Here is a 22,742-nt window from a genome sequence, read left to right as displayed (position 1 = left end):
TTGATAGACACATGGCAAGGGGGGTAATAGCTGTGCATACGAACCTGGCGAATTCACCCGGTGACTTGGGGAGCTGACGCCTATGCCGCAGGAAATCCCTCTCGTCTTCGTCGTAGACGACGATATTTCGGTCCGCGAATCGCTCGAATTGCTGATCCAATCGGCGGGCTGGCAAGCTGAGATGTTCGAGTCGGCGCAGCACTTCCTGTCCCGCCCGAGGGCACTGGTTCCGAACTGCCTTGTCCTCGACGTCAACCTTCCCGATTTGAACGGGCTGGATCTGCAGAAGCTGGTTTCCGTGGAACGGACGGAGATGCCGATCATCTTCGTTACCGGCTACGGCGACGTGCCCATGACTGTAAAGGCAATGAAGGCGGGGGCCGTCGAGTTCCTGACCAAGCCTTTCGGTGAAGACGAGATGTTGGCGGCCCTGGAACAGGCTCTCGACCGGAGCAGGACAGCACTCGCCCTCGAAATCGAGATGCGGGCATTGCGCGAGCGCCACGCATCGCTCAGCCGTCGCGAACAGGAAGTGATGTCATCACGGGATTGCTGAACAAGCAGGTCGCGTACGAGCTCGGCATCAGCGAGATCACCGTCAAGGCACACCGCGGCCGGGTGATGGAAAAAATGCAGGCCGCATCCTTCGCCGATCTCGTTAACATGGCCGGCAGGTTGCACATCGGCCACTAGCGTCACGCCGACCACGGTTTGGTTTCTTCAATACCAACACCCCTGTCGGCGATGTCACTAGCTTTCGAGGACTGGACAAAAACCGAGTCCAAAGTGTTGTCGATACCAACGTACAATAGATATCCAGGCACACTGATCAAATATGCATTTGGACACGGGAGCATCTGGCACTCGCTTTCGGCTCGATCCTACCGGAACCATCGTGGCTTCACGGCCTGACTGACGGTCCGACCGGCGGGAGGAGCGGTAAGTCGCCGAGGGAACCGAGATCAATGTCGAGTTATGGCGACATCGCTCAGCTGGCCGCTGACCCTATCGTGCAGACGGGGGCGCTCGCCGCGCTCGGAACGGTGTCTACGCGGCTGGCGCTTCGCAGGCGATCCGAACGCCAGCTGGTCAGCCAACTGGCTCTGTTTGCCGCGCTGACTGCCCTGCTGATGTCGCAGGGCATCGTCCCATACGCGCCGGGGCCGCAGCATGCCTCCGGTCTGCTGCGCTTTTTCCTTGGGCTCGCCAAGATCGCGTGGTGGATCAGCGCGGCATGGGCACTGATCAGTCTCGTGCGCGTTTTCGTGATTTTCGAGGGCCGGGCTCGTGAAGGTCGTTTCCTGCAAGATCTCGTTGTCGGCATTATCTATATCGGGGCGGCACTGTCGGTGATCGCCTACGTCTTCAATGCTCCGGTCGGTACTCTCATCGCCACCTCCGGCGCCATCGCAGTGATCTTTGGCCTGGCCTTGCAGAGCACATTAAGCGATGTGTTCTCGGGGATCGCGCTCAATCTGGCCAGGCCGTATGGGATCGGTGACTGGCTTGTCCTCGGCAATGCTATTGAAGGCAAGGTCGTCGAGACCAATTGGCGCGCAACGCATCTGCTGACTGGCGCCAATGATCTCGTCATCGTTCCCAACAGCGACCTCGCGAAGGCGAGACTCACAAATCTGAGTACTCCCGAGCCCAGCCACGGGGTGACACTCACGATACGTCTACGGCCGACTACAGCGCCGTCTGCCATGATCGAGTTGATGCATTCCGTCCTGCTCAGCAGCACGTCCATTTTGAGAACGCCAGAGCCCAGTGTTCATGTAACCTCGCTCGATGCGAACGCAGTCGAACTGGAGGTCACGTTCAGGGTCGCCGATGTCTCGCTGGTGGGCATTGCAAAAACCGAGATATTAGATCTAACCTATCGCCACGCGAAGGCCGCAGGACTGGCTCTTGCCCCACCTGCGGATAGTGGCCTTGCTGTTGCCGCATCGGCTTCTGGCTCCCTGTCCGCCGGACTGCGCGCCACGCAGCTGCGGCTGCTCGATGCCGTTCCGCTGTTTGCCCATCTGACCGAGGATGAAAAGGAAGCCCTTGCTTCGACGATGACGCGCCGTACCTTTCGCAAAGGCGACGTATTCGTTGAACAGGGAAGCGTGCTGAAATCCCTTATGATCCTTCGCAGCGGCGTGGCCGTGGTCACGCGCGGGCGCGAGGGTGCAATCGGCGAGGCTGCCGAACTGGCCAGGCTGGCACCAGGCGATTTCTTTGGCGAGGGCGGTCTGCTGACCGGCGCGGGCGAACCCGGTTCGATCACAGCGCTGACCCCTGTCGTCGTCTATGAGATTACCCAGGAAGGGTTGGCACCGCTCATGCGGGACCGGCCCACCATCGCGGACGAACTCGGCTTGCTCCTGTCAAGGCGAACCGCTGCGGAACAGTCCAGGCTGGATGAGCGCAATGGCTCTGTACTGCCGAGATCAGATCCCGGCCTGACCGCTAGGATCCGGCATCTGTTTCATCTTTGATTGAACTCTGACTCTCGATACCAAAGTATCGGCGATACAATCGTACTATAGATTTCACAGAAATATTCTTACATATTTATCATATTCAACGAACCGACTTTCACAGCAAAGACGTACTGTTGTGGCGGCGGTGCATTCATGGAGAGATCGAGATGCCTTCTGCAACTGCCTTGAAGCAGGCCCGTGAGCCGAAACCGCTGCCGGCGCCCAACGCCGATTTCTATCAAATCGAAGACACGTTGAGCGCCGAGGAACGAGCGATCCTCACAAAGGTGCACGATTTCATGGAGACCAGGGTCGCGCCGATCATCAACGATTATTGGGTGAGAGATGCTTTTCCCTTCGAGCTGATCGAACCGCTGAAGGAACTCAATATTGGCGGCCTCAACGTTGGCGACTACAGCTCGAAGCTGAAGGGCTTGGTGGCGATGGAGATGTCGCGCGTCGACCCGTCGTTCACGACTTTCTTTGGTGTTCACACCGGGCTGGCCATGGGGACGATTGCCCTGCTGGGCTCCGAGGAGCAGCGGCAGAAATGGCTGCCGCCGATGGCGCGGCTGGAGATGATCGGCTGCTTCGGCCTGACCGAGCCGCTGGTTGGCTCGGGGACGGGTGGCGGACTCCTCACAACCGCAAAGCGCGAAGGCGATACGTGGATCCTCAACGGCGAGAAGAAGTGGATTGGCAACGCACCCTGGTGCGACGTGTCGATCATCTGGGCGCGCGATCTGGATGACAACCAGGTCAAGGGGTTCATCGTCGAGAACAAGACCACGCCCGGCTTCAGCGTGGCGAAGATCGAGAACAAGATGGCGCTCAAGGTGGTCCAGAACGGCCTGATCACCATGAAGAACTGCCGCGTTCCGGAAGCCAACCGTCTGCAGAACGCCAATTCGTTCCGCGATACCGCCCACGTGTTGCGCGAGACCCGGTCCGGCGTTGGCTGGATGTCCACCGGCGTGCAGATGGGCGCCTATGAAGCCGCGGTGAAATACACCCAGCAGCGCATGCAGTTCGGCAAGCCGATCGCCTCGTTCCAGATGATCCAGGATCTCATCGCCAAAATGCTCGCCAATGTGACGGCGTGCCAGGCGCTGATGTTCCGCCTCGAAGAACTCCACGGCGAGGGCAAGCTTCTCGACCAGCATGCGTCGCTCGCCAAGGCATTCACGACGCAGCGTATGCGCGAGACGGTCGCCTGGGCGCGTGAGGTGCATGGCGCCAACGGCATCATCGTCGACAACAATGTCGGACGCCTGTTTGCCGACGCCGAGGCGCTCTACTCCTACGAGGGCACCTTCCAGATGCAGAACCTTATCGTCGGCAAGGCCGCAACCGGGTTCAGCGCCTTCGTGTGAGGCGCTGACGGCCGGAGCGGTCAAACATCCCGTCATTCACTTCGAAACTCAGGAGACGATCCATGAGCTCGCCCGCTGTTGCACAGACACTCGAGCACGCCACGAGCTTGCCGGTAAGCGAAATGTACGCCGCCAACGTGCTCTACGAGAAGAAAGGCGCCATCGCCTATGTGACGATCAATCGTCCGAAGGTGTTGAACGCGCTCAATCGGGCGACCTGGCTGGATCTCCGCTCGGCGTTCGAGGATGCCCGTGACGACGTCGCGGTGCGCGGCGTCATTCTTACAGGCACCGGCGACAAGGCGTTTGTCGCGGGCGCCGATATCAGCGAGCTGGCGCATGTAAGCGCGGTCGAGGCGGAGGCATCGAGCCGTCTTGGACAGGCAGTGCTCGATCTGGTGGAAAATCTTGGCAAGCCGGTCATTGCTGCAATCAACGGCTTTGCGCTGGGCGGTGGCTGCGAGACGGCAATGGCCTGCACCATCCGCATCGCCGTGCCCCAGGCCAAATTCGGCCAACCTGAAGTGAAGCTGGGATTGCTCCCTGGCGGCGGTGGAACCCAGAGGTTGCCCCGTCTGATCGGCAAGGGTCGCGCGCTTCAGCTCATTTTGACCGGCGGTCTGATCAGTGCCGACGAGGCGTACCGCATCGGCCTTGTCAACGAGATCGTGCCGGCAGCCGAACTACTGGCGCGCGCCGAAGCCATCCTCCACCAGATCGCCGCCAACGGACCGATAGCCGTGCGCTATGCGCTCGAAGCCACGCACAAGGGCTTGGACACGGGCCAGAGCGAAGGCCTGGCCCTCGAAGCCGCCTATTTCGGCCTCAGCGCCGGAACAGAAGACAAGAAAGAGGGCACGTCCGCCTTCCTCGAGAAACGCGCGCCCCAATTCCACGGGCACTGAACCGCAAGATTTCAGGAGAACGAAAAATGACGACCGACAACATCTTTTCCGGGCTGAAGGTGGTGGACTTCTCAAGCTTCGTCGCCGGTCCCAGTGCCGCCGTGATCCTGTCGGACTTCGGCGCCGACGTCATCAAGGTCGAGCCGCCGACAGGCGACCCCTGGAGACACGGGCACCAGGTCGCACCGCAGCCGCTGGCAGAGGATCCCTATCAATGGCATCTCGCCAATCGCAACAAGCGCAGCATCGCGCTCGATCTGAAATCGCCCAGCGCGCAGCAGGTGCTGCAGAAGCTCGTCACCTGGGCCGACGTCTTCGTCGTCAACACGCCGCATCACGCCCGTGCCAAGCTCAAGCTTGAATACAGCGACGTCGTGGAATGGAATCCGAGGCTGATCTACGCCGACCTTACGGGTTTCGGCGAAAACGGGCCGGACGCGAACCTGCCCGGCTTCGACATCACCTCCTATTGGGCACGCAGCGGGCTGCTGTCGATGACGCGCGATGCCGGCGCGCCGCCAACCTGGCCGGTGGGCGGCAGCGGCGACAACGCGACGGCCATGGGGCTTTATTCGGCGATCGTCACCGCGCTTTATCGGCGTGAGCGCACGGGCAAGGGTGCCTACGTTACGACCTCGCTGCTTGCCGAGGGCGTCTGGTCGGCAAGCGTCTCGATCCAGGGAGCGTTGGCCGGCGCGAAGTTTGCCGCCCCGCACGATCGCGAGAATCCCGCCAATGCGGGGCTTAACATCTACAAAGCTTCCGACGGGACTTGGTTCGCCCTGATCATTACAGCCGACAAAGTCGCGGATGTGGCAAAGGCGATCGGGCGCGAAGACCTCCTCGCCGACCCGCGCTTTTCCGACCGCGCAAAGCTCGCGGCAAACAGGCCGCAACTGACGGCTATTCTCGACCAGGTTTTTGGCGCGCAGCCGATGGCGCATTGGTACGATGTCTTCAACGGTGTCCACGTCACGTTCGGCGCCATTCGCGGCCCGCAGGAGGTCATCCAGGATCCGCAGCTGCGGCTGAACGACATCGTCGTTCCGCTCGAGGGCGCGGGAGGCAGGCTGACCGAAACGATCAGCAGTCCAATTCAGGTGCGCGGCGTAACCAAGGCTCCTGCCAGGGGCGCTCCCGGTCTTGGTGAACACACCGAGGAGATCCTGCGGCAGGTCGGATTCGACGCCAAGGGCATCGACAGCCTGCGTGCCAGCGGCGCCGTGCCGAAGGCACAGGAACGCGCTGCATAGCGGATCGCAAACGACAGTACGGAGACAAACAATGACCGACATCCTCACCGAACGTTCCGGCGGCATCCTGCGGGTCGAGCTCAATCGCCCGGAGAAGAAGAATGCGATGACCGGCGCCATGTACACGCAGCTGGCGAATATCCTGATCGATGCCGCGAAGGACGGAGAAACCCGTGTTGTCCTCTGGCATGGCGCAGGAGATGACTTCTGCGCCGGCAACGATGCAGGCGAGTTCCTCAAAGCACCGCCTGGGCCGGGGGAGTCTCCGCAGACGCAACTGATGCACGCTTTTGTAGGGTTCGAAAAGCCAATCGTCGCGGCGGTACAGGGTGCCGCGGTCGGCGGCGGAACAACGATGCTGACCCATTGTGACGTGGTCTACGCCGGCGAAGGTGCGCGGTTTCAGCTGCCCTTCATCAATCTGGCGCTGACGCCGGAGTTTGGATCGAGCTACTCGCTGCCGGCGCGCATTGGGCATCTTCGGGCCGCGGAACTGTTCCTGCTGGGAGAGCGGTTCAGCGCTGCGCGGGCGGCGGAGCTGGGTCTCGTGACCCGCGTGGTGCCTGACGATGGCTTGTTCGCCACGGCGATGGAGACGGCACAGAAGCTTGCAGCCAAGCCAGGTGGCGCATTGCAGGCCAGCAAGCGGCTCCTCAAACGGGGTTTCATCGACCAGATCAAGGCGGCGATCGACGCGGAAGGGCAGGAGTTTGCCGAGCGCCTGCGTTCCGCTGACACCAAGGAAGCGCTGTCTGCCTTCCTCAAGAAGCGTCCACCGAATTTCACGAAGACGTCAGCGATGGCGGCCGAATAGGCGTTGCCGCCATCCGCGACATGAAAGGGACAGGTCATGAGCATATTAGAAGCTACCAAGGCAAAGACCATTTCGGGCGCGGCCCGCATGGGCCGGCTGTTCGTGCTGGAACTCAGCGGCGGTCGCATTCAAGCCATGAATTCGGACGGCTCCGACCAAAGCGTCATCGTCACCGGCTGCCGGTTTCCCGACGGCATCGTGGTCGATGCCGAAGCCGGCCATATCTACTGGACCAACATGGGGACGCTCAAACTCAACGACGGCTCCATCGAGCGTGCCAATCTCGACGGAAGCAATCGTCAAATCATCATACCGAACGGCGTCACCCACACGCCAAAACAGCTTCATCTGGAGCAGCGCAGCGGCAAGCTCTATTGGTCTGACCGCGAGGGGATGCGGGTTATGCGTGCCAACCTTGACGGCACCGACGTCGAGACACTGGTTCAGACCGGGCAGGGCGAAGACGATCGAAGCGACGCGACAAGATGGTGCGTCGGCATTGCCGTGGACCCGATCCGGCGCCACGTCTACTGGACACAAAAGGGGCCGGATAATGCGGGCCTCGGCAGAATTTTGCGGGCAGGCCTGGATTTCCCGAAGGGTGAGGACGGATTTAACCGCTCCGACATCCAGGTGCTGTTCGACGACCTGCCTGAGCCAATCGACCTCGAACTCGATCTCAAAAACGGCTTCCTCTATTGGACCGACCGCGGCGATCCTCCCTTCGGCAACACGGTCAATCGCGCACCGATCGAGCCGGCCCCCGGCCGTGGGCGTGCGCCAGAGATCCTGCTCGCCAGCCTGATGGAGGGTATCGGCATCGCCCTCGATATTGCCGGCGACCGCATGTTCATCACGGACCTTGGCGGGTCGGTGTATTCCGCCAAGCTCGACGGGACTGAGCAGCGGACGCTTCGTTATGCCCAGGGCAATCTCACCGGCATTGCCTACGCCTGACAATTCTCAAGGAGATCAGATCATGTCCGACACCAAAACCATTCGCCAGATCGCTGTCATCGGAACAGGCGTTATCGGCGCGAGCTGGACGGCGCTCTTCCTGGCCAAAGGTCTCGACGTCGTCGCAACCGACGTTGCGCCCAATGCTGAAGCCGGTTTGAGACGGTTCGTCGACGCCGCGTGGCCGGCGCTCGAGAGGCTTGGGCTCGCTCCCGGAGCTTCGCCGCTGCGGCTCGTCTTTACCGCCGATCTGGCTGAGGCCGTGAAAGACGCTCATCTGGTGCAGGAGAACGGGCCCGAGCGGCTCGATTTCAAGCAGAAGCTCTACGGCCAGCTCGACCAGTTGTTGCCGCCCGACGTCATCATTGCCTCGAGCTCATCGGGACTGCCGATGAGTCAGATCCAGCTGGGCGCTGCGGCGCATCCCGAGCGCTGCGTCATTGGCCATCCGTTCAATCCGCCGCACCTGATGCCACTGGTCGAAATCGTCGGCGGCGCAAAGACCTCGGAAGAGACGATCGGGCGCGCAGAAGCATTCTACACCTCGATCGGCAAGAAGACGGTGCGCATCAACAAGGAACTGCCGGGGCACGTCGCCAATCGTCTCCAGGGTGCGTTGGCACGCGAGGTCTATTACCTTGTCGCCGAAGACGTGCTGAGCGCAGCCGACGTCGATACCGCTCTGTCTTATGGGCCAGGCCTGCGTTGGGGCATTATGGGCAACATGATGCTCAACCATCTCGGCGGTGGCCAAGGCGGCATCGACCACTTCTTCGAGCAGTTCGCAGGCCCAATGACCGCTTCGTGGAAGTCCCTCGGCGCGCCGGTGCTGACGAAGGAGGTGCAGCAGAAGCTCATCGACAGCGTCCATGCCGAGATCGGATCGCGCACAGTCGCGGAGCTTGAGGCGGAACGCGACGAACTGCTGCTCGGCCTGCTCGAATTGCGCACCAACGCTTCGGGAACAGCCGGCGAGCGCGCGGCTTAGGCTCAGTATCGGCATCGGCCGCGATCACCGATCGCGACCGCTCCTGCAATTTGCTTTCCTAAACTACAGAGGATGCCGCCATGACGGGCAGGCTCATAGCAGGCGCCAACTCCGCATATCGGTATCCGCTGCTCATAAAGCAGCTGTGGCATACGCCGCTCGTGCAGGCACCGGATCAGGAGATCGTCTATCGCGACGTGAGGCGCTTCACGTATCGCCAGTTGCGCGAACGCATCGGCCGGCTCGCGTCCAGCCTCGCCGGATTGGGTGTTGCAGCCGGCGACACAGTCGGCGTGCTCGACTGGGACAGCAATCGGTTTCTGGAAGCCTATTTTGCGGTTCCAATGATGGGGGCTGTCCTGCAAACCGTGAACGTCCGGCTGTCGCCGGAGCAGATCGCCTACACGATCGATCATGCAGGCCCCTCAGTGCTTCTCGTCAACGATGATTTCGTGCCGGTCCTGGAAGGGATCAGGCAGCAACTGCCCAAAGTGAAGACGCTGATTGTGATGTCGGACCGAGCGGTTCCCCAGACTGGCAGCCTCTCCTTTGCAGGCGAATATGAGCACCTGCTGGCCGGCGCCTCGGCCGACTACGATTTCCCGGACTTCGACGAAGACACCCTCGCCACGACCTTTTATACGTCAGGGACAACGGGTAAGCCAAAAGGCGTCAATTTCAGCCATCGACAGCTGGTGCTCCACACGCTCGCTCAAATGGCTTTCCTGGGCACAGCCACGAAACAGGGACGTTTCGGCCGCGACGACGTCTATATGCCGATGACCCCGATGTTTCATGCGCACGCCTGGGGATTGCCATGGACGGCGACGCTTAGCGGAGCCAAGCAAGTCTATCCGGGCCGGTACGATCCGCATTTGCTCGTCAAGCTGATCAAGACTGAAGGCGTGACGGTCACGCATGGCGTTCCGACAATCCTGCAGATGCTTCTCGGCGCCGCCACGGCGGCAAACACCGACCTTGCCGGATTGAAGATGGCGGTCGGGGGCTCCGAGCTACCGAAGGCGCTTGCCAGGCAAGCGCTTGCGCTCGGCGTTGACGTCTATGCCGGCTATGGCATGTCTGAAACTGCGCCCCTGCTTTCACTTGCACAGGTCAGAACCGAGGACCTGACTGCCGATGTGGACAGACAACTCGATATCCGAACCATGGCCGGCATCTCGGCACCGCTTGTCGACCTGCGCCTGGTCGACAGGAACCGGGATGAGGCGGCGCGCGACGGCAAAACCACCGGCGAAATCGTGGTGCGCGCACCGTGGCTCACGCAGGGCTATGCCGGCGACCCGGAAGCGTCCGAACAATTGTGGTCCGGTGGCTATCTGCATACTGGCGATATCGGTGTCATCGACGCCGGTGGTTATCTCCGTGTCGTCGACCGGATAAAGGACGTCATCAAGTCCGGTGGCGAATGGGTCTCATCGTTGCAGATTGAAGACCTCATTTCTCAGTGCGAGGGTGTGTCCGAAGCGGCGGTGATCGGCATCAAGGACGAGAAATGGGGCGAGCGACCCCTGGCTCTGGTCATCAGGAATGCCAAGACCGGCAGCGAACTCAGCGACATCAGGATAATGGCGCATCTGAAGTCGTTTGCCGATTCAGGTGTGATCTCGAAGGTCGGCATTCCCGACAAAATACTGTTTGTAGACACACTTCCCCGGACCAGCGTCGGAAAGTTCGACAAGAAGCAACTCAGAGCGACCTATGGCAATATGGCGGTCGTTGAATGAAAGGGAGGAACTGCATCATGAGTGACCGGATCCCGGCAGGTCGTTTTCATCTCGACGATCTCCACGTCGGACAGCGCTTTGTCAGCGCCAGCCATACCATCGATGAACCGCAGATCAAGGCTTTCGCCGCGCAATTTGATCCGCAGCCGTTTCATCTGGATGCGGCGGCAGCCGGGGACACCCTGTTCAAGGGGTTGGCGGCAAGCGGCTGGCACACCGCCGCGATCACCATGCGGCTGAATGTCGAAGGCGGCTTGCCGCTGGCCGGCGGAATTATCGGGGCAGGAGGAGAGATAAACTGGCCGGCGCCGACACGCCCCGGCGACGTCCTGCACGTGGAGAGCGAAGTCGTCGAAATCACACCCTCCCGATCGAAGCCAGGTCGAGGCATCGCTACTATCGTCAGCCGGACGATCAATCAGCGTGGTGAGGTTGTTCAGAACCTCACGGCCAAGCTTGTGGTCCCGCGAAGGCTGTGACCTAAGCGCTGCAGGCCACTCCCAAGCCGCGACGACATCAACCCTGAGGCAACCCTGCCAAAGCAACAGCACCCAACCGTTGGGGCAATCTGTCTTGCCTCGGCCTCAAGCCGAGAGACGCTGCTTCGTAAACCAATCCAAAAGTATTGCCGACACTATCGTGCAATGGATTTGCGGCCGCCGACAGTCGATCTCTAGCGCATCCAACACAGGAGATGTGTCATGCGCGATCCCCGGCTTAGCAATTCACGCGTCGCTGCAATCGTCAGGACGAAGAGTGACATCAGCGTCACCCAGGCGCGGTGGATACTTATTCCGCTGTTCGGATTGTGGATCCTGGTTTCCGCCGCAAGCGTGATCCTTCAGTGAGGAAATGGGTCCGGCCGTGAGCGCAACCACGACACAAATGCCCCTCGTCATCGCCGGATTTCCTCTCCGGTCGTGGGCTTTTGCCATCCGCATCTGGATGGCCGCGGTCGTTGCCCTGCTGGCGAGTTTCTGGCTTCAACTCGAGGCGCCGGTCTCAGCCATGCTCACCGTCATGATACTGGCGGAACCAACGCGTGGGCAGGCGCTGGAGAAGGCCGGATTTCGCCTGATTGCAACCACGCTGGGCGTGGTTGTCTCGATTGTGATCGTCGGCTCGCTTTCGCAAACGAGAGATCTGCTTCTCGTGGCCTTCGCTTTGTGGATGGGCCTTTGCATCTATGCGTGCAGCCTGCTCGACGGCTATCGCGCATACGCCGCGGTGCTGTCTGGCTATACCGTTGCGTTCATCGCCATCCAGCAGATTGACAACCCGCAGAATGTCTTTGAAGCAGCCATGGAGCGCGGTGCCGCCATTGCGGTTGGGGTGCTGTCGATCACGCTCGTGAACGACCTGCTGCTGGCTCCCGATCGTCATCCGCAGCTTGGCGCGCAGCTCGCAGCCCTTCACCAGCGCGTGCGGAACTATGCACGGGCGGTCATTCGCCGCGAGGCCACCGATGCCGTGGCGGTAACAGCCCTGATCGGAGAGATCGTCACGCTGCGCCCGGACATATCGAGCCTCGCAGCCGAATCGAGCAGTGGTCCGGTGAGAAGCGCTTCAGCCCGCAGCGCGATGGTGGCGCTGGTGGCGGAGCTGCAGGCGGCGCGTGCCTTGGCCGCGCTCCCGGCCATCCCGGATATGGCACTGCGCGAACAGTGGGCCTGCTCGTTTGACTTGACCTCCGAAGACCTTTCGGACGTATCATTCCGAGATCAACACCCCGACTCGCTCGATGCTGATCAAACGCCACATCGCTGGGCGCTCGGCGACCTTATGCGGCGGGATGCGGAGGTTCAGCTTAACCTTATGGCGCTGAAATCCGTCGTGCGCCCACAATGGTCATGGCGCGCGCCACTCTACCGGTCGCAGCGGATTGCGATAGAAAATGGAGTCCGGGCGACAGCATGTGTTGCAGCAGCTTCCCTCTTTTTCGTGTTGGCCGGCTGGCCAAGCGCGAGCTCGGCGCTGTCCCTGGTTGCAGTCGCCCTCGGACTGGGTGCAACGACGCCATCGCCGCGCATGTTTACAACGCTCGGGTTTATCGGCGTGCCGATCGCGGTCGCTCTGACCTTCGTCCAGGAGTTCGTCGTCCTCAACGGCGTTTCCGATTTTCCGCTGCTGGCGCTCGGCCTTGCCCCATTCCTGATCGGAGCCGCGCTCGTGGCGACCTCGCCGAACCCGGTCTGGGCGGGTCTCGGAAAGGTGAACCTGATTTTCATCTCGGCGATATTCGCCGCAAGCAATCCGCAAACCTACAATCCGCAGGCATTCCTTTTCACGTCGCTGTTCACCTGTGCGGCGATGAGCGTACTGCTCGCAACCCAGTATCTCATCCCGCCGGTATCGGACCGTCAGCGCAGGCGCTGGCTGCTCGCGTCGGCGAAGGATGATCTTCGGCAGCTGCTGGATCGCTCCGATCGGCGCTACGCGCCCGAGGAGGCTGCATTCAGAGATGCCGTGCGGGTCGGGCAGATCGCCGCAGCCGGACCGAACGAGGCGGAGTACCGCAGCTCGGTCGAGCACGCTCTGGCGTATTTCGATCAAGCCGCCGCAATCCGCTGTTCTGCAGCCCGGCTTGCCCGGCTGACGGATCGCTCCCTAGGCACATTGGTCGTGAACGCGCGCGCAGCTTTGGCCGCACGCGATCCGCAGCTTATCCGCGCAGCCGCCGACGATCTGCATGCCAGCGCCGAGACCGATCATGCCGTCGCCGCCGCGCGTGCAGCGCTCGTCACTGCCAGTGCAATTGTCGAGCAGGCACCGGCAGGAACCATTGATGCTCAAGGAGCCAGGTTATGACGCACGATTTTCATGAGCTTGTGATCGGCGGGGTCATGTTCGCGCCTCTCATCACCTACGCGGTCGCGGCGCTCGTCGTCATTCTCGGGCTTCGGCCGATCCTACACCTCGTCGGTTTCGCCAGCATCTTCAGCCACGTGTCGATCGCCGAGTTCAGCCTTTATGTGGTTGTGCTTGGCGGCCTTGTGCTTCTCGCTTGATGGAGACTGTTATGGACGCGCTACTCAACGAAGAGTTTGTTCAGGAAGCGATGACGACCCCGCTGCCTCTCGCTTTGCCACCTATGCAAACGGACGCTACGGCATTGCTGGCGCCGAACCTCAAGCTCGCCGGGATGCGCCTCGCGCTGGCAGCAGCAGGGAAGCGACTTGCCACGCTGGCGTTGGCGCTGGTCGCGGTGCTCATTTCCGTCGTCGCCTGGGACCACTATTTGACCGCCCCGTGGACTCGCGACGGACGTGTCCGCGTTCAGGTGGCAAGCGTCGCTCCTGAAGTTACCGGCCGGATCAAGGAGCTGCGCGTTGCCGACAACCAGTTCGTGCACAAGGGCGATGTTCTGTACGTGCTCGACCAGTTCGATTTCGACGTGGCCCTGACGAGCAGTAAAGCTGCGCTGCAGCAAAGGGCAGCGGATGTGCAGGTAAAGCAGCGGCAATCCGAACGGCAGGGAAAACTGTCAAGCCTTGCGACCACCCCCGAACAGCAGCAGATCTATGCCGGCAATGCGATCCAGGCTGAGGCCGCATTCGAAGCGGCGCAGTCCCAGGTCGCCTTGGCTGAAGTGAACCTGAAGCGCACCGAGGTTCGCAGTCCAGTGAATGGATATGTGACGAACCTGCTGCTGCGGGCCGGCGACTATGCCCGCCAGGGCATCGCCAATGTTTCGATAATCGATACCGACAGTTTCTGGATCGACGGATATTTCGAAGAGACCAAGATGGCGCGCGTCTGCACCGGCGCCCCGGTCGAGGCGAAGCTGATGGGTTACTCCGCGCCGATCATCGGGCACGTCAGCACGATCACACGTGGCCTCAGCGTTTCCAACGCAGCCGCCGGCGCCCAGGGACTACCGAATGTGGATCCGATCTATACCTGGGTGCGGCTGGCCCAGCGTGTTCCCGTTCGCATCGCGATAGACGAAGTGCCTCCCGGCGTACCGCTTGTCTCTGGCATGACCGCAACTGTCTCGATCCGGGACCACTCTGCCGCAGATCATTCTACGTGGCTCGACAGCGCACGTGAAAGTCTGTCCAACGTGCTCGATGGTCCCTCGGCCCGCCCGGACTGTATCCCAACAGAGATGGCCGACGGCGAGCTGGCGCAATCGGTCCCGGAATGGGAAGCACAGGCGACGCCCGAGCCGGACCAGATCAATTCCGGCCTGGCTTCCAGCATACAGGCGCCACCTCGCCATGATTGAACCCGTGGCCGCGTCGCTAGTCCGATTCCGGGGCCGGTAAAGCGGGCACACTACATGTCGCCGGGCACGAGCGGCAGCAATGCGCCTGCGTTCGGCCGTACAATACGCTCCCAGCGTTTGCTGAAAGCGGACATAATACAGCGAGGTGTTGGGTGCTTTTAGGCTGCACGTCACCCCTCGCCAAGCAATCCAAGAATACAGGGCAGAACACCACTCCGAACGGTCTAATTTGGAATGTCGCGAATTGGTGGCTTACCGAAAAGGCGTCGGTACTCGCGGCTGAACTGCGACGGGCTCTGGTAGCCAACGGCGTAGCCAGCGGCTCCGACATCGAGGCGTTCCGCGAGCATCAGGCGGCGCGCCTCGGTCAGGCGCAGCCGTTTCTGATACTGCATCGGAGTCATGGCGGTAGCGCTCTTGAAGAGGTGGTGGAGAGATGACACGCTCATCCCAACACGTCTCGCCAACTCCTCGATGCGCAGCGGTTGAGCGAAGTTGCCACGCAGCCATTCGATGGCACGGGCGATACGATTGTCGGGCGTGCCCGCCATGGCGATCTGAAGCAACCGGCCGCCCATAGGACCGGTGAGAAGGCGAAAGTGAATTTCGCGCTCGATCACCGGCGCCAACACGGAAATGTCGGCCGGACTATCGAGCAAGCGAAGGTAGCGAACGGATGCGTCCAGCAACTCCTGCGAAGCGTCGTTGACCGTCAGGCCAAAAGTGGACTTCGACGTCGGCAGCGGCTGCATCCGAGCGAGCAGTTCCCTGACGCAATCGGGATTGATGGCCATGCCGAAGCCAAGGTGCGGCTCGCCGGCTGCGGCCTCGACGACGCGGGAGACGACCGGCAGATCGAACGAGACGACCAGATAGTCCCCGACACCATAGGAGTGCGTGACGTCGCCCAACGTCACGCTCTTCCTGCCTCGAATGACGAACGCAAAGCATGGCCATTGCGACAGGTATACCGGTTCGGTCGGCGCCGAGCGGCGGCTGAGGTAGAGGCCGGCGACCGCCGAAGCCAAGTCACCATCCTGAGGCAAGTGGCGCTCCAGGATATCGGCCATGTCAGCGTAGATTTCGGACGGCGGGCGATGCGGCATCTGGCGGCTCACGTTCCAGCGGTCCCATACACAATTCTGCATGTCCGGTCATCACAGCGCGGCGAGGCGTTGCAGGGTCGTGCAAGACTCTTGCAGGACCGAGCTAACGATCCAGCCTTCTATGACGGTACTGCGGACCATCAACGCAAACATCCGGAATGGACCCATGACCACCAAGACCATCCTCATCACAGGCGCGTCGAGCGGCATAGGAGAGGCCGCGGCACGCCACCTGGCGCAGCTCGGCCATCGTGTTGCGCTCGGCGCCCGCCGCCTCGATCGTATCCAATCCATCGCCGAGGACATCCCCCTATCCGGCGGCAAGGCGATCGCAATTCCGTTGGACGTCACCAGCCTTGCCGACATGAGGGCCTTCGTCGCGCAGGCCGAAGCAGCTTTCGGTGAGGTCGACGTGCTGGTGAACAACGCCGGCGTCATGCCCCTCGCGCCGATGTCCGACGTGCGCGTCGACGAATGGAACCGGATGATCGACGTCAATCTGCGCGGCGTCCTGAATGGCGTGGCCGCGGTCCTGCCGACGATGACGGAACGCAAGTCGGGCCATATCATCAACATCGGATCGGTCTCTTCATATCGCGTCGACCCGACGGCTGGAGTTTACGCGGCCACGAAGTTCGCCGTGCGTGCCGTCACCGAAGGGCTGCGGCAGGAAAGCCGGCACGTCCGGGCAACGATGATCAGCCCCGGCCTAACACGCACCGAACTGTTTGACGGCATCGCCGAGCCGGGCACGCGCGCGTTCTTCAAGGACATGCTCGAAAACACGTCGATCTCGTCCCAGGCGATAGCGGAGGCAATCGCCTTCGCCATCAGCCAGCCGGCAGATGTCGACATCAACGAATTGATCGTCCGGCCGACCACACAAGGCTGATCTCAGGAGACGCATCCCATGACCCATGCCATCGAGATCACCACGCTCAGGCTCAAGGCGGGACTGTCCATCGCCGACTTCATCACCGCAAATGCCGATATCGACCCGTGGATTCGACGTCAGCCCGGTTTCATGGGGCGGCGCATCTGCGAGCGCGACGACGGCATGATCGTCGACATTGTGTTCTGGGAAACCACCGAGGACGGCCACCGTTCGGCGGCCGGCATCATGACGGAGATGGCGGAGTCGCCGGTTCACGTGACGATCGACCATCGCAGTGTCGACTGGACGATCTCGCAGGTGCACCATTCATTGGACGGATGACTGCGTCGCGTTCGCAACGGCGTGGCGCGACGATGCGGCCGCCTCGCGGCAGCCGCATTGCGCGATCGCGTCAGGTCGGTTCGGTGCCGGGGAAGTCCGCGCCTTCGGTGGTCACGGCCCATGCGTCGAAATCGACCTTGAGCGTCTCGAGCTTTTCGCGTGCACCAGCCAGCGCGCCGCGCCCGAGCAGCAGCCGCAGCGGCGGACGCTCTGCCTCGACGGCGCGTACGATCGCTGCTGCGGCGCGTGCAGGGTCACCTGCCTGATTGCCGCTCCAGCTGCGGATCATGCGCTGCACTGCGCCGGCGGTCTGGTCGTAGTCGGAGGTCGGGTTGGCCGCTTCCGCCGCTGAACGGCCGGCCCAGTCGGTGCGGAACGCGCTGGGCTCGACGATGAGAACTTTGAGCCCCAGCGGCGAGACCTCGGCCGACAGCGATTCTGAGATCGCCTCGACCGCATGCTTGGTCGCAGCATAGAAGCTCAGGGAGGGGAAGGCGCGCAGGCCGCCGATCGACGAGATGTTGACGATGGTGCCGGCCCTGGCCTGCCGCATTGCCGGAAGCACGGCGCGCGTCATGTTGACTAGCCCCCAGACGTTGAGATCGAACATCGCGTGTACGGCCGCGAGATCGCTGTCCTCGAATGAACCGAAGTATCCAACGCCCGCATTGTTGACGAGAACGTCGATCGCGCCGAAGCGCCGGGTCGCTATTTCGAGTGCTTCGTCGATCTGCTTTGCATCCGTCACATCGAGCCTGATGGCAACGGCGGCATCGGGGCGCCGGGCAACGAGGTCCTCGACCTGCGCCGGATTGCGAGCGGTCACGGCGACGTTGTGGCCGTTCGCCAGAAGGTGCTGGGCAATGGCTCGGCCGAAGCCGGTCGAGCACCCGGTAATGAACCAGGTCTTGGGCATGTTTGTCTCCGTCATGGCTGTGAGTTGTAAAGGCGTCCGCAACGGGGACGCCTTTTGGTTTCGGCAGCTCAGTCGACTACCTCGGCCAGTTCGATCAGGTTGCCGAACGGATCGGCGAAGAAGGCCAGCTTGCGGCTGATGGCATCGAGTTTGAACGGCTCGGTGACAATGGTCACTCCGCGCGCCTTCAGTTCCGCGACGGTTTTGTCCATGTCGGCAACGTTAATGCAGAAGTGGTGGTAGCCCGCATGGCGGAGGCTGTCGCCCAAGTCGGTGTATGACGGCGCCGCGATCGGCAGCGGATCGCCGCCGGCCAACAATTCGATCATGAAGTTGTCGTCGTTGGGCGGGGCGAGATAGGCAAGCTCCTCGTCGGCGTAGGGCCATTGATGGACGACGCGGAAGTCGAGTTTCTCTGTGTACCAGGCCTTCGCCTTGGCGAAATCGCTGACACGCAGTGCCACGTGGTGACCGCGCATATCAGCGAAGGTCGACCGGGTGTTGCGGGCGGGTATTTGGAAGTTGGCCATTTGAGGTCTCCTCTAAAGGTTTATTGCGTCTGCGAGGAGGAGAATGGCGCGCGGCCTGATCTTTGATTAGCTCATCTATTTTCCGATCACTGATGAGCCCGGTTTATCAATTGCGAACTAGGGGCGGACAAAGCGGAACAGGCCGGCAACCGGCAAAAAATCGCCGGTGCCAGCCTGCAAAGGATGCCTCCAGAAGTTCGCGCCGCGCTAGATGTTGGCCGCGGTCAGTTCGCAGACTTCAACCAACAGCCGTGGCGAAGGTGAGCTCCATGTCTTTCGTCAGCAACTCGGGGAAGCGAGACAGCATCGCTTTGGTGTAGGGCTGGGCGAAGTGGAGGTCGAGGTCGGCGCGCGAACGCCAGGTCTCGTAAAGGATCCACACATTGGGATCATCATTATCTCGGTGAAGCACGTAGCCGATCGAACCTTCCTCTTTCAACGTCGGGGAGATGAGGTCGTGCAGACCGTTGCCGAGCGCCTCTGCGTGTTCGGGTTTCGCGGTGAGGCGGGCGATCAGTGTGAGTTGCTCAGTCATTGCGAAGCTCCATGAATTGATAGTCCGGGATGTCGCGGCCGACATCTGGGCCGGCACCTGGATCGTGTGATTTCCGTAGACGGCCGGCCCTGGACTGAGAGATTGGGCAGAATGGGATAAAGCCGGCCAAGGAATAAGTCAGGCGGCGGGATAGACAGCCTCCCAGGAGGCATCCGGTTCGGTCGCAAGTGTCCAGAAGACGTCGGCGACATCACGCGATTCCTCAGTGTCGGGGCTGACCAGCGTGGCGACAGTCGCGATCGCGATCCGGATATCCCGCTTCGCCAAAGGCGCGGCCAGTCCCTGCACGATATTGCGCAGGGCCGCCTTGCCGACGCCGAGGCTCGCCCAGCCTTCGTGTGGCGTGATGCCAAGGCCGCCTCCAGTCACGAGGATGGTGCCTGCGCGCGTTCCGAACTGTGCTACCGCCGCGCGAATGGTGTTGAGGCCTCCCGCGACGTTGATCGCCAGATCCTGCGCGACCTCGTCGTCCGTCATGCTGAACAGGTCCTGTTGGCGCACAACAGCGGCGTTGAAGTGGATCGCGGTCAGGCCGCCGGTAAGCCTGTCGGCCTCAGTGATCGCTGCGCGCAGGGCTGCGGCATCGGTCGCGTCAGCCTCGATCGCGTGGGCCTTGATGCCTGCCCGCTGCAACTCGGCCACCAGTGTCGTCAGCCGCTTGCGGCTTCGTGCGGATAGAACAATGGTCCAGCCCCCACGGCCGAACCTGCGCGCGACGGCCTGGCCGATGCCGGGACCGGCGCCGATGATCATGATTGCCTTGGGCATTGCATGTCCTTTCGTGAACGGACGACCAGGCGGGTTCGCGCCGGCCTGGGGGCTTGCTTCGAAACGCAGAAGAGTTCGGTCTACTGGCCGGGTTCGACGCGGGACCAAAGATCGTTGAAGGCGATTGAATCGAAGAAGGCACTGGCTTCGACGACCGATCCGGACCGCAAGGTGAAGAACCACGCGTAGGTGTTCACGTAGGGTTTCCCGTCGCGCGCGGTTCCCTGTGCGTCAAACAGGATGACGACGCGGTCATCCTCAGCCGTGATGCTGCGGACGGTCGGCTTCAGGCCAACCGTCATACGCGCGTTGAACGGACGGATGACATTGGCGAGAAAGGCTTCCTTGCTCGGATAGGCTTTCGACGCGGCCGAGTTTCCTTCGATTGTCCATCGAGCGTCGTCAGCCAGAAGCTCGAAGGGGTTGCCGGTCCCGGCACTCCAGGCGTCGAACTTTTCTTGCACGGCCGCCTTGTTCTGCTCGGGTGTTTGCGCGTTTGCTGCGGGAGCCAGCGCAATGGCCGCGCAACTGACGGCTGCGAAGATCAAACCACCGCGAATGACGCGCTGGGGGAAGGTGTTCGTGGACATGGCAATTCTCCTCTTGGCTTGATGCGTGGACGACGTCAGCGAGCTCCCACCGGCCTCAGATTTCGGCCGACCAGGCGTCGGCCTGCGCCTGCTTCAGCATGTCCTCGACCGCTTTCGGGAAGACGTTTCGGACCTTGCCGATCTCCGCCGGCACGATCGCGATCATCCGGTCGATCATTTCTTGCGGATCGAGATGGCCAATGGGCGAGGCCAGCAGCGCATCGAAGGTTGCGCGTAGCTCGGCGGGCTTGGTGAAGTTCCTGTCTGCGTCGAGCCAGCGAAACGCAGTATCAGCCATGGTCTCGTTGAAGCCGGTGTAGTACGCGCCGGGGTTGATGGTCTGGACCTTGATGCCGAACGGCGCGACTTCCTGTGCGATAGCCTCCGAGATCGATTCCAAGGCGTGCTTGGTCGAGACGTAGGTGCCCCAGCCGGCCGGGGTGAACAGCCCGCCCATCGAGGACGTGAAAACGATCTTGGCCTTCTTGCCTTGGGCGATCCATTTCCGGATGAAGGCCTGGGTCAGTTCGAGCGGCTTGAAGACGTTGATCTCATAGTTCCTGCGCACGAGGTCGAGCGGAATCTCGCTGACCGGGCCGCTCTCGCCGTAACCGGCGTTGTTCCAGAGCACGTCGATGTCGAAGGTCTCGATGAAGGCCATGTCGTAAGGGTCCGCGAGGTCGAGCTTTTCGACGCGCAGATTGTCGAGGCCGAGTTCGGCAGCCATTGTGCGCAGAGCCGCGACCTGCGGCGATATCTGCGCGGTGGCGATGATGGTGTGGCCGAGCTGCGCCATGCCGATTGCTGCGGCTTCGGCGAAGCCAGAGCCGGCTCCCGTTATCAGGATTGTCTTGGTCATGAGTGATCTCCTGGCTTGGGTGAAAGGGAATGAGACGTTCAGTTGCCGAGGGCGGCGAGCCCGGCTTGCGCGATCTCGAGGTCCTGCGACGGAGCGCCGCCCGAGACGCCGATTGCCCCCACTAGGTTGCCGTCGCGGTCGAAGATCGGAAGTCCGCCGGGAAAGGGCATCAGTCCGCCGTTGCTGGCATCGAGATTGGGAGCAGCAGCCCCCGGCTGCAGTAGTCCCAGACTGCCGCGCTGCTCATCTGGAAGAGCGCCGAGGTGCGGGCCTTGCCGATCGCCACCTCGATGCTGCCGAGGACGGCGCCATCCATCCGGGCAAATGCTTTTAGATGCGCGGCCGCGTCGAGCACGGCAAGATTGGCGGCAACGCCTATCGTCGTGGCATGCGCGGTACCGGCTACGATGGCTGCAAAGGCGCGTTCGATGGTGAGTGACATGGCGTTCTCCTGCCGGAACTCTCGGCTGACAGGAGGACATTGCGTCTTTTCGTTCGCGGCGATTAGCGAGATACTCTTCGCATCATTCCTGAATGAGAATCATCAATGCGCGCCACCGACCTGTCTGAACTTGCCGCTTTCGACGCGGTCGCACGGCACCGCAGCTTTCGCCGTGCAAGCGAAGAACGCGGGGTCACGGCCTCGGCGATCAGCCATGCCGTGTCGAACCTGGAGTCTCGCGTCGGCATCCGTCTGCTGAACCGCACAACGCGGAGCGTCTCGCTGACCGATGCGGGCGCAATGCTCTTGTCCCAGCTGTCGCCGGCCTTCGGCGATATCGGCTCCGCTCTCGACGCACTCAACCAGTTCCGTGACACGCCTTTCGGCAAGGTGCGCATCAACGCACCCAATTCGATCGCGCCCTTCGTGCTTGGGCCGGTGATCGGGCCGCTCATCGATGCCAACCCGAACCTCGAACTGGAAATTGTTGCGACGGACAGGCTGGTCGACATCGTCGATGAAGGATTCGACGCCGGCATCCGGCTGGGGGAGAGCCTGCGTGACGGCATGACCGCGGTGAAGATCAATCCGCGCCTTCGCCTCACCGTGGTCGGCTCGCCGGACTATTTCACGCGACACCCGGCTCCGGAATCCCCGGCTGACCTCGCCGCGCATGTCTGCATCCGCAACCTTTATCCGAGCGGCGTGAGCTACCCTTGGTCCTTTTCCAAAGGCGGCAAGGACATCGATGTCGACGTCCGGGGCCCGCTTGCTCTTCATGACCACGAACTCATGATCGAAGCGGCGCTCGCCGGCATTGCCATCGCCTATGTCTGGGAAGATCGGGCACGCCCTTACGTAGAAAGCGGGCGGTTGGTCGCATGCCTTACTGACTGGATCGTAAGTGAGGACTGGCTTTACCTCTACTACCCCACGCGCAAATATCTCTCGGCTGGCCTTCGCGCTGTCATTGACGCTCTGCGGATCAACGCCCGGCCAACCTGACCAATTCTTTGTTCTTCACC

General features: G+C 61.8%; 25 protein-coding genes and 1 pseudogene. 17 read left to right on the top strand and 9 right to left on the bottom strand.

The window, feature by feature from the left end; genetic code table 11:
• Positions 1-82: 82 nt before the first annotated feature.
• From HNQ71_RS02130 to HNQ71_RS02065, 14 genes and pseudogenes are all read left to right on the top strand, one after another.
• Positions 83-693, top strand: a pseudogene (locus tag HNQ71_RS02130) (response regulator transcription factor).
• Between the two features lie 272 nt (positions 694-965).
• On the top strand, positions 966-2,486 hold the full coding sequence (locus HNQ71_RS02125; RefSeq protein WP_184870957.1) for a mechanosensitive ion channel domain-containing protein: 1,521 nt from the start codon (positions 966-968) through the stop codon (positions 2,484-2,486).
• A 152-nt stretch (positions 2,487-2,638) separates the two neighbouring features.
• Positions 2,639-3,844 carry an acyl-CoA dehydrogenase family protein gene (locus HNQ71_RS02120; RefSeq protein ID WP_184870956.1) on the top strand — a complete coding sequence of 402 codons (1,206 nt, stop codon included), beginning with the start codon at positions 2,639-2,641 and terminating at the stop codon, positions 3,842-3,844.
• A gap of 62 nt (positions 3,845-3,906) precedes the next feature.
• Positions 3,907-4,749: an enoyl-CoA hydratase-related protein gene (locus HNQ71_RS02115; RefSeq protein ID WP_210333726.1), complete on the top strand. Its 843-nt coding sequence runs from the start codon at positions 3,907-3,909 to the stop codon at positions 4,747-4,749.
• A 26-nt stretch (positions 4,750-4,775) separates the two neighbouring features.
• Positions 4,776-6,002, top strand: a complete 1,227-nt coding sequence (locus HNQ71_RS02110) for a CaiB/BaiF CoA transferase family protein (protein WP_184870955.1) — start codon at positions 4,776-4,778, stop codon at positions 6,000-6,002.
• A gap of 31 nt (positions 6,003-6,033) precedes the next feature.
• Complete coding sequence (locus tag HNQ71_RS02105; RefSeq protein ID WP_184870954.1) at positions 6,034-6,816, top strand: enoyl-CoA hydratase; 783 nt, start codon at positions 6,034-6,036, stop codon at positions 6,814-6,816.
• Positions 6,817-6,903: 87 nt separating this feature from the next.
• Positions 6,904-7,773: a 3-hydroxyacyl-CoA dehydrogenase gene (locus HNQ71_RS02100; RefSeq protein ID WP_246461152.1), complete on the top strand. Its 870-nt coding sequence runs from the start codon at positions 6,904-6,906 to the stop codon at positions 7,771-7,773.
• Positions 7,774-7,795: 22 nt separating this feature from the next.
• Positions 7,796-8,761 (top strand): 3-hydroxyacyl-CoA dehydrogenase NAD-binding domain-containing protein, encoded by a 966-nt coding sequence (locus HNQ71_RS02095; protein WP_184870952.1) that lies wholly within the window; start codon positions 7,796-7,798, stop codon positions 8,759-8,761.
• A gap of 80 nt (positions 8,762-8,841) precedes the next feature.
• Positions 8,842-10,506 (top strand): fatty acid--CoA ligase, encoded by a 1,665-nt coding sequence (locus tag HNQ71_RS02090; RefSeq protein WP_184870951.1) that lies wholly within the window; start codon positions 8,842-8,844, stop codon positions 10,504-10,506.
• A gap of 17 nt (positions 10,507-10,523) precedes the next feature.
• Positions 10,524-10,985 (top strand): MaoC family dehydratase, encoded by a 462-nt coding sequence (locus HNQ71_RS02085; RefSeq protein WP_184870950.1) that lies wholly within the window; start codon positions 10,524-10,526, stop codon positions 10,983-10,985.
• 222 nt (positions 10,986-11,207) lie between these two features.
• A complete protein-coding gene (locus HNQ71_RS02080) occupies positions 11,208-11,354 on the top strand; it encodes a hypothetical protein (protein ID WP_184870949.1) in 147 nt (48 codons plus the stop codon).
• Positions 11,355-11,370: 16 nt separating this feature from the next.
• Positions 11,371-13,314: an FUSC family protein gene (locus HNQ71_RS02075; protein WP_184870948.1), complete on the top strand. Its 1,944-nt coding sequence runs from the start codon at positions 11,371-11,373 to the stop codon at positions 13,312-13,314.
• A complete protein-coding gene (locus HNQ71_RS02070; RefSeq protein ID WP_184870947.1) occupies positions 13,311-13,514 on the top strand; it encodes a DUF1656 domain-containing protein in 204 nt (67 codons plus the stop codon). Before HNQ71_RS02075 ends, HNQ71_RS02070 begins: the two co-directional genes overlap by 4 nt.
• An 11-nt stretch (positions 13,515-13,525) precedes the next feature.
• Positions 13,526-14,734: an HlyD family secretion protein gene (locus HNQ71_RS02065; RefSeq protein WP_184870946.1), complete on the top strand. Its 1,209-nt coding sequence runs from the start codon at positions 13,526-13,528 to the stop codon at positions 14,732-14,734.
• A gap of 224 nt (positions 14,735-14,958) precedes the next feature.
• Here the strand turns inward: HNQ71_RS02065 and HNQ71_RS02060 are convergent, their stop codons facing one another.
• A complete protein-coding gene (locus HNQ71_RS02060; RefSeq protein WP_184872204.1) occupies positions 14,959-15,840 on the bottom strand; it encodes an AraC family transcriptional regulator in 882 nt (293 codons plus the stop codon).
• 166 nt (positions 15,841-16,006) lie between these two features.
• Between HNQ71_RS02060 and HNQ71_RS02055 the strand changes: the two genes are divergently transcribed.
• Positions 16,007-16,732 (top strand): SDR family oxidoreductase, encoded by a 726-nt coding sequence (locus HNQ71_RS02055; RefSeq protein WP_184870945.1) that lies wholly within the window; start codon positions 16,007-16,009, stop codon positions 16,730-16,732.
• Between the two features lie 18 nt (positions 16,733-16,750).
• A complete protein-coding gene (locus HNQ71_RS02050; protein ID WP_184870944.1) occupies positions 16,751-17,056 on the top strand; it encodes a hypothetical protein in 306 nt (101 codons plus the stop codon).
• A 70-nt stretch (positions 17,057-17,126) separates the two neighbouring features.
• On the opposite strand, the gene HNQ71_RS02045 is transcribed toward HNQ71_RS02050, so the two are convergent.
• The 8 genes from HNQ71_RS02045 to HNQ71_RS02015 form a co-directional block, all read right to left on the bottom strand.
• Positions 17,127-17,972 (bottom strand): oxidoreductase, encoded by an 846-nt coding sequence (locus HNQ71_RS02045; RefSeq protein ID WP_184870943.1) that lies wholly within the window; start codon positions 17,970-17,972, stop codon positions 17,127-17,129.
• A gap of 68 nt (positions 17,973-18,040) precedes the next feature.
• Positions 18,041-18,502, bottom strand: coding sequence for a VOC family protein (locus HNQ71_RS02040; protein ID WP_184870942.1), 462 nt, complete (start codon positions 18,500-18,502; stop codon positions 18,041-18,043).
• A gap of 238 nt (positions 18,503-18,740) precedes the next feature.
• A complete protein-coding gene (locus tag HNQ71_RS02035) occupies positions 18,741-19,037 on the bottom strand; it encodes a putative quinol monooxygenase (protein ID WP_184870941.1) in 297 nt (98 codons plus the stop codon).
• 138 nt (positions 19,038-19,175) lie between these two features.
• Positions 19,176-19,811: an SDR family oxidoreductase gene (locus HNQ71_RS02030; protein WP_246461150.1), complete on the bottom strand. Its 636-nt coding sequence runs from the start codon at positions 19,809-19,811 to the stop codon at positions 19,176-19,178.
• A 95-nt stretch (positions 19,812-19,906) separates the two neighbouring features.
• Positions 19,907-20,416 carry a nuclear transport factor 2 family protein gene (locus HNQ71_RS02025; RefSeq protein ID WP_184870939.1) on the bottom strand — a complete coding sequence of 170 codons (510 nt, stop codon included), beginning with the start codon at positions 20,414-20,416 and terminating at the stop codon, positions 19,907-19,909.
• A 55-nt stretch (positions 20,417-20,471) separates the two neighbouring features.
• Positions 20,472-21,275 (bottom strand): SDR family oxidoreductase, encoded by an 804-nt coding sequence (locus HNQ71_RS02020; protein ID WP_184870938.1) that lies wholly within the window; start codon positions 21,273-21,275, stop codon positions 20,472-20,474.
• Positions 21,276-21,313: 38 nt separating this feature from the next.
• On the bottom strand, positions 21,314-21,445 hold the full coding sequence (locus tag HNQ71_RS35445; protein WP_281391350.1) for a heme-binding protein: 132 nt from the start codon (positions 21,443-21,445) through the stop codon (positions 21,314-21,316).
• Positions 21,445-21,717 (bottom strand): GlcG/HbpS family heme-binding protein, encoded by a 273-nt coding sequence (locus HNQ71_RS02015; protein ID WP_281391349.1) that lies wholly within the window; start codon positions 21,715-21,717, stop codon positions 21,445-21,447. Before HNQ71_RS02015 ends, HNQ71_RS35445 begins: the two co-directional genes overlap by 1 nt.
• A gap of 105 nt (positions 21,718-21,822) precedes the next feature.
• Between HNQ71_RS02015 and HNQ71_RS02010 the strand changes: the two genes are divergently transcribed.
• Positions 21,823-22,722 carry a LysR family transcriptional regulator gene (locus HNQ71_RS02010; RefSeq protein ID WP_184870937.1) on the top strand — a complete coding sequence of 300 codons (900 nt, stop codon included), beginning with the start codon at positions 21,823-21,825 and terminating at the stop codon, positions 22,720-22,722.
• The last annotated feature ends 20 nt before the right edge of the window (positions 22,723-22,742 follow it).

This window comes from Mesorhizobium sangaii (assembly GCF_014207355.1).
GTDB classification, from domain to species: Bacteria; Pseudomonadota; Alphaproteobacteria; order Rhizobiales; family Rhizobiaceae; genus Mesorhizobium; species Mesorhizobium sangaii.
Note: the sequence above shows the minus strand (reverse complement) of the source record. Positions and strands in the feature narration are given on the sequence as shown.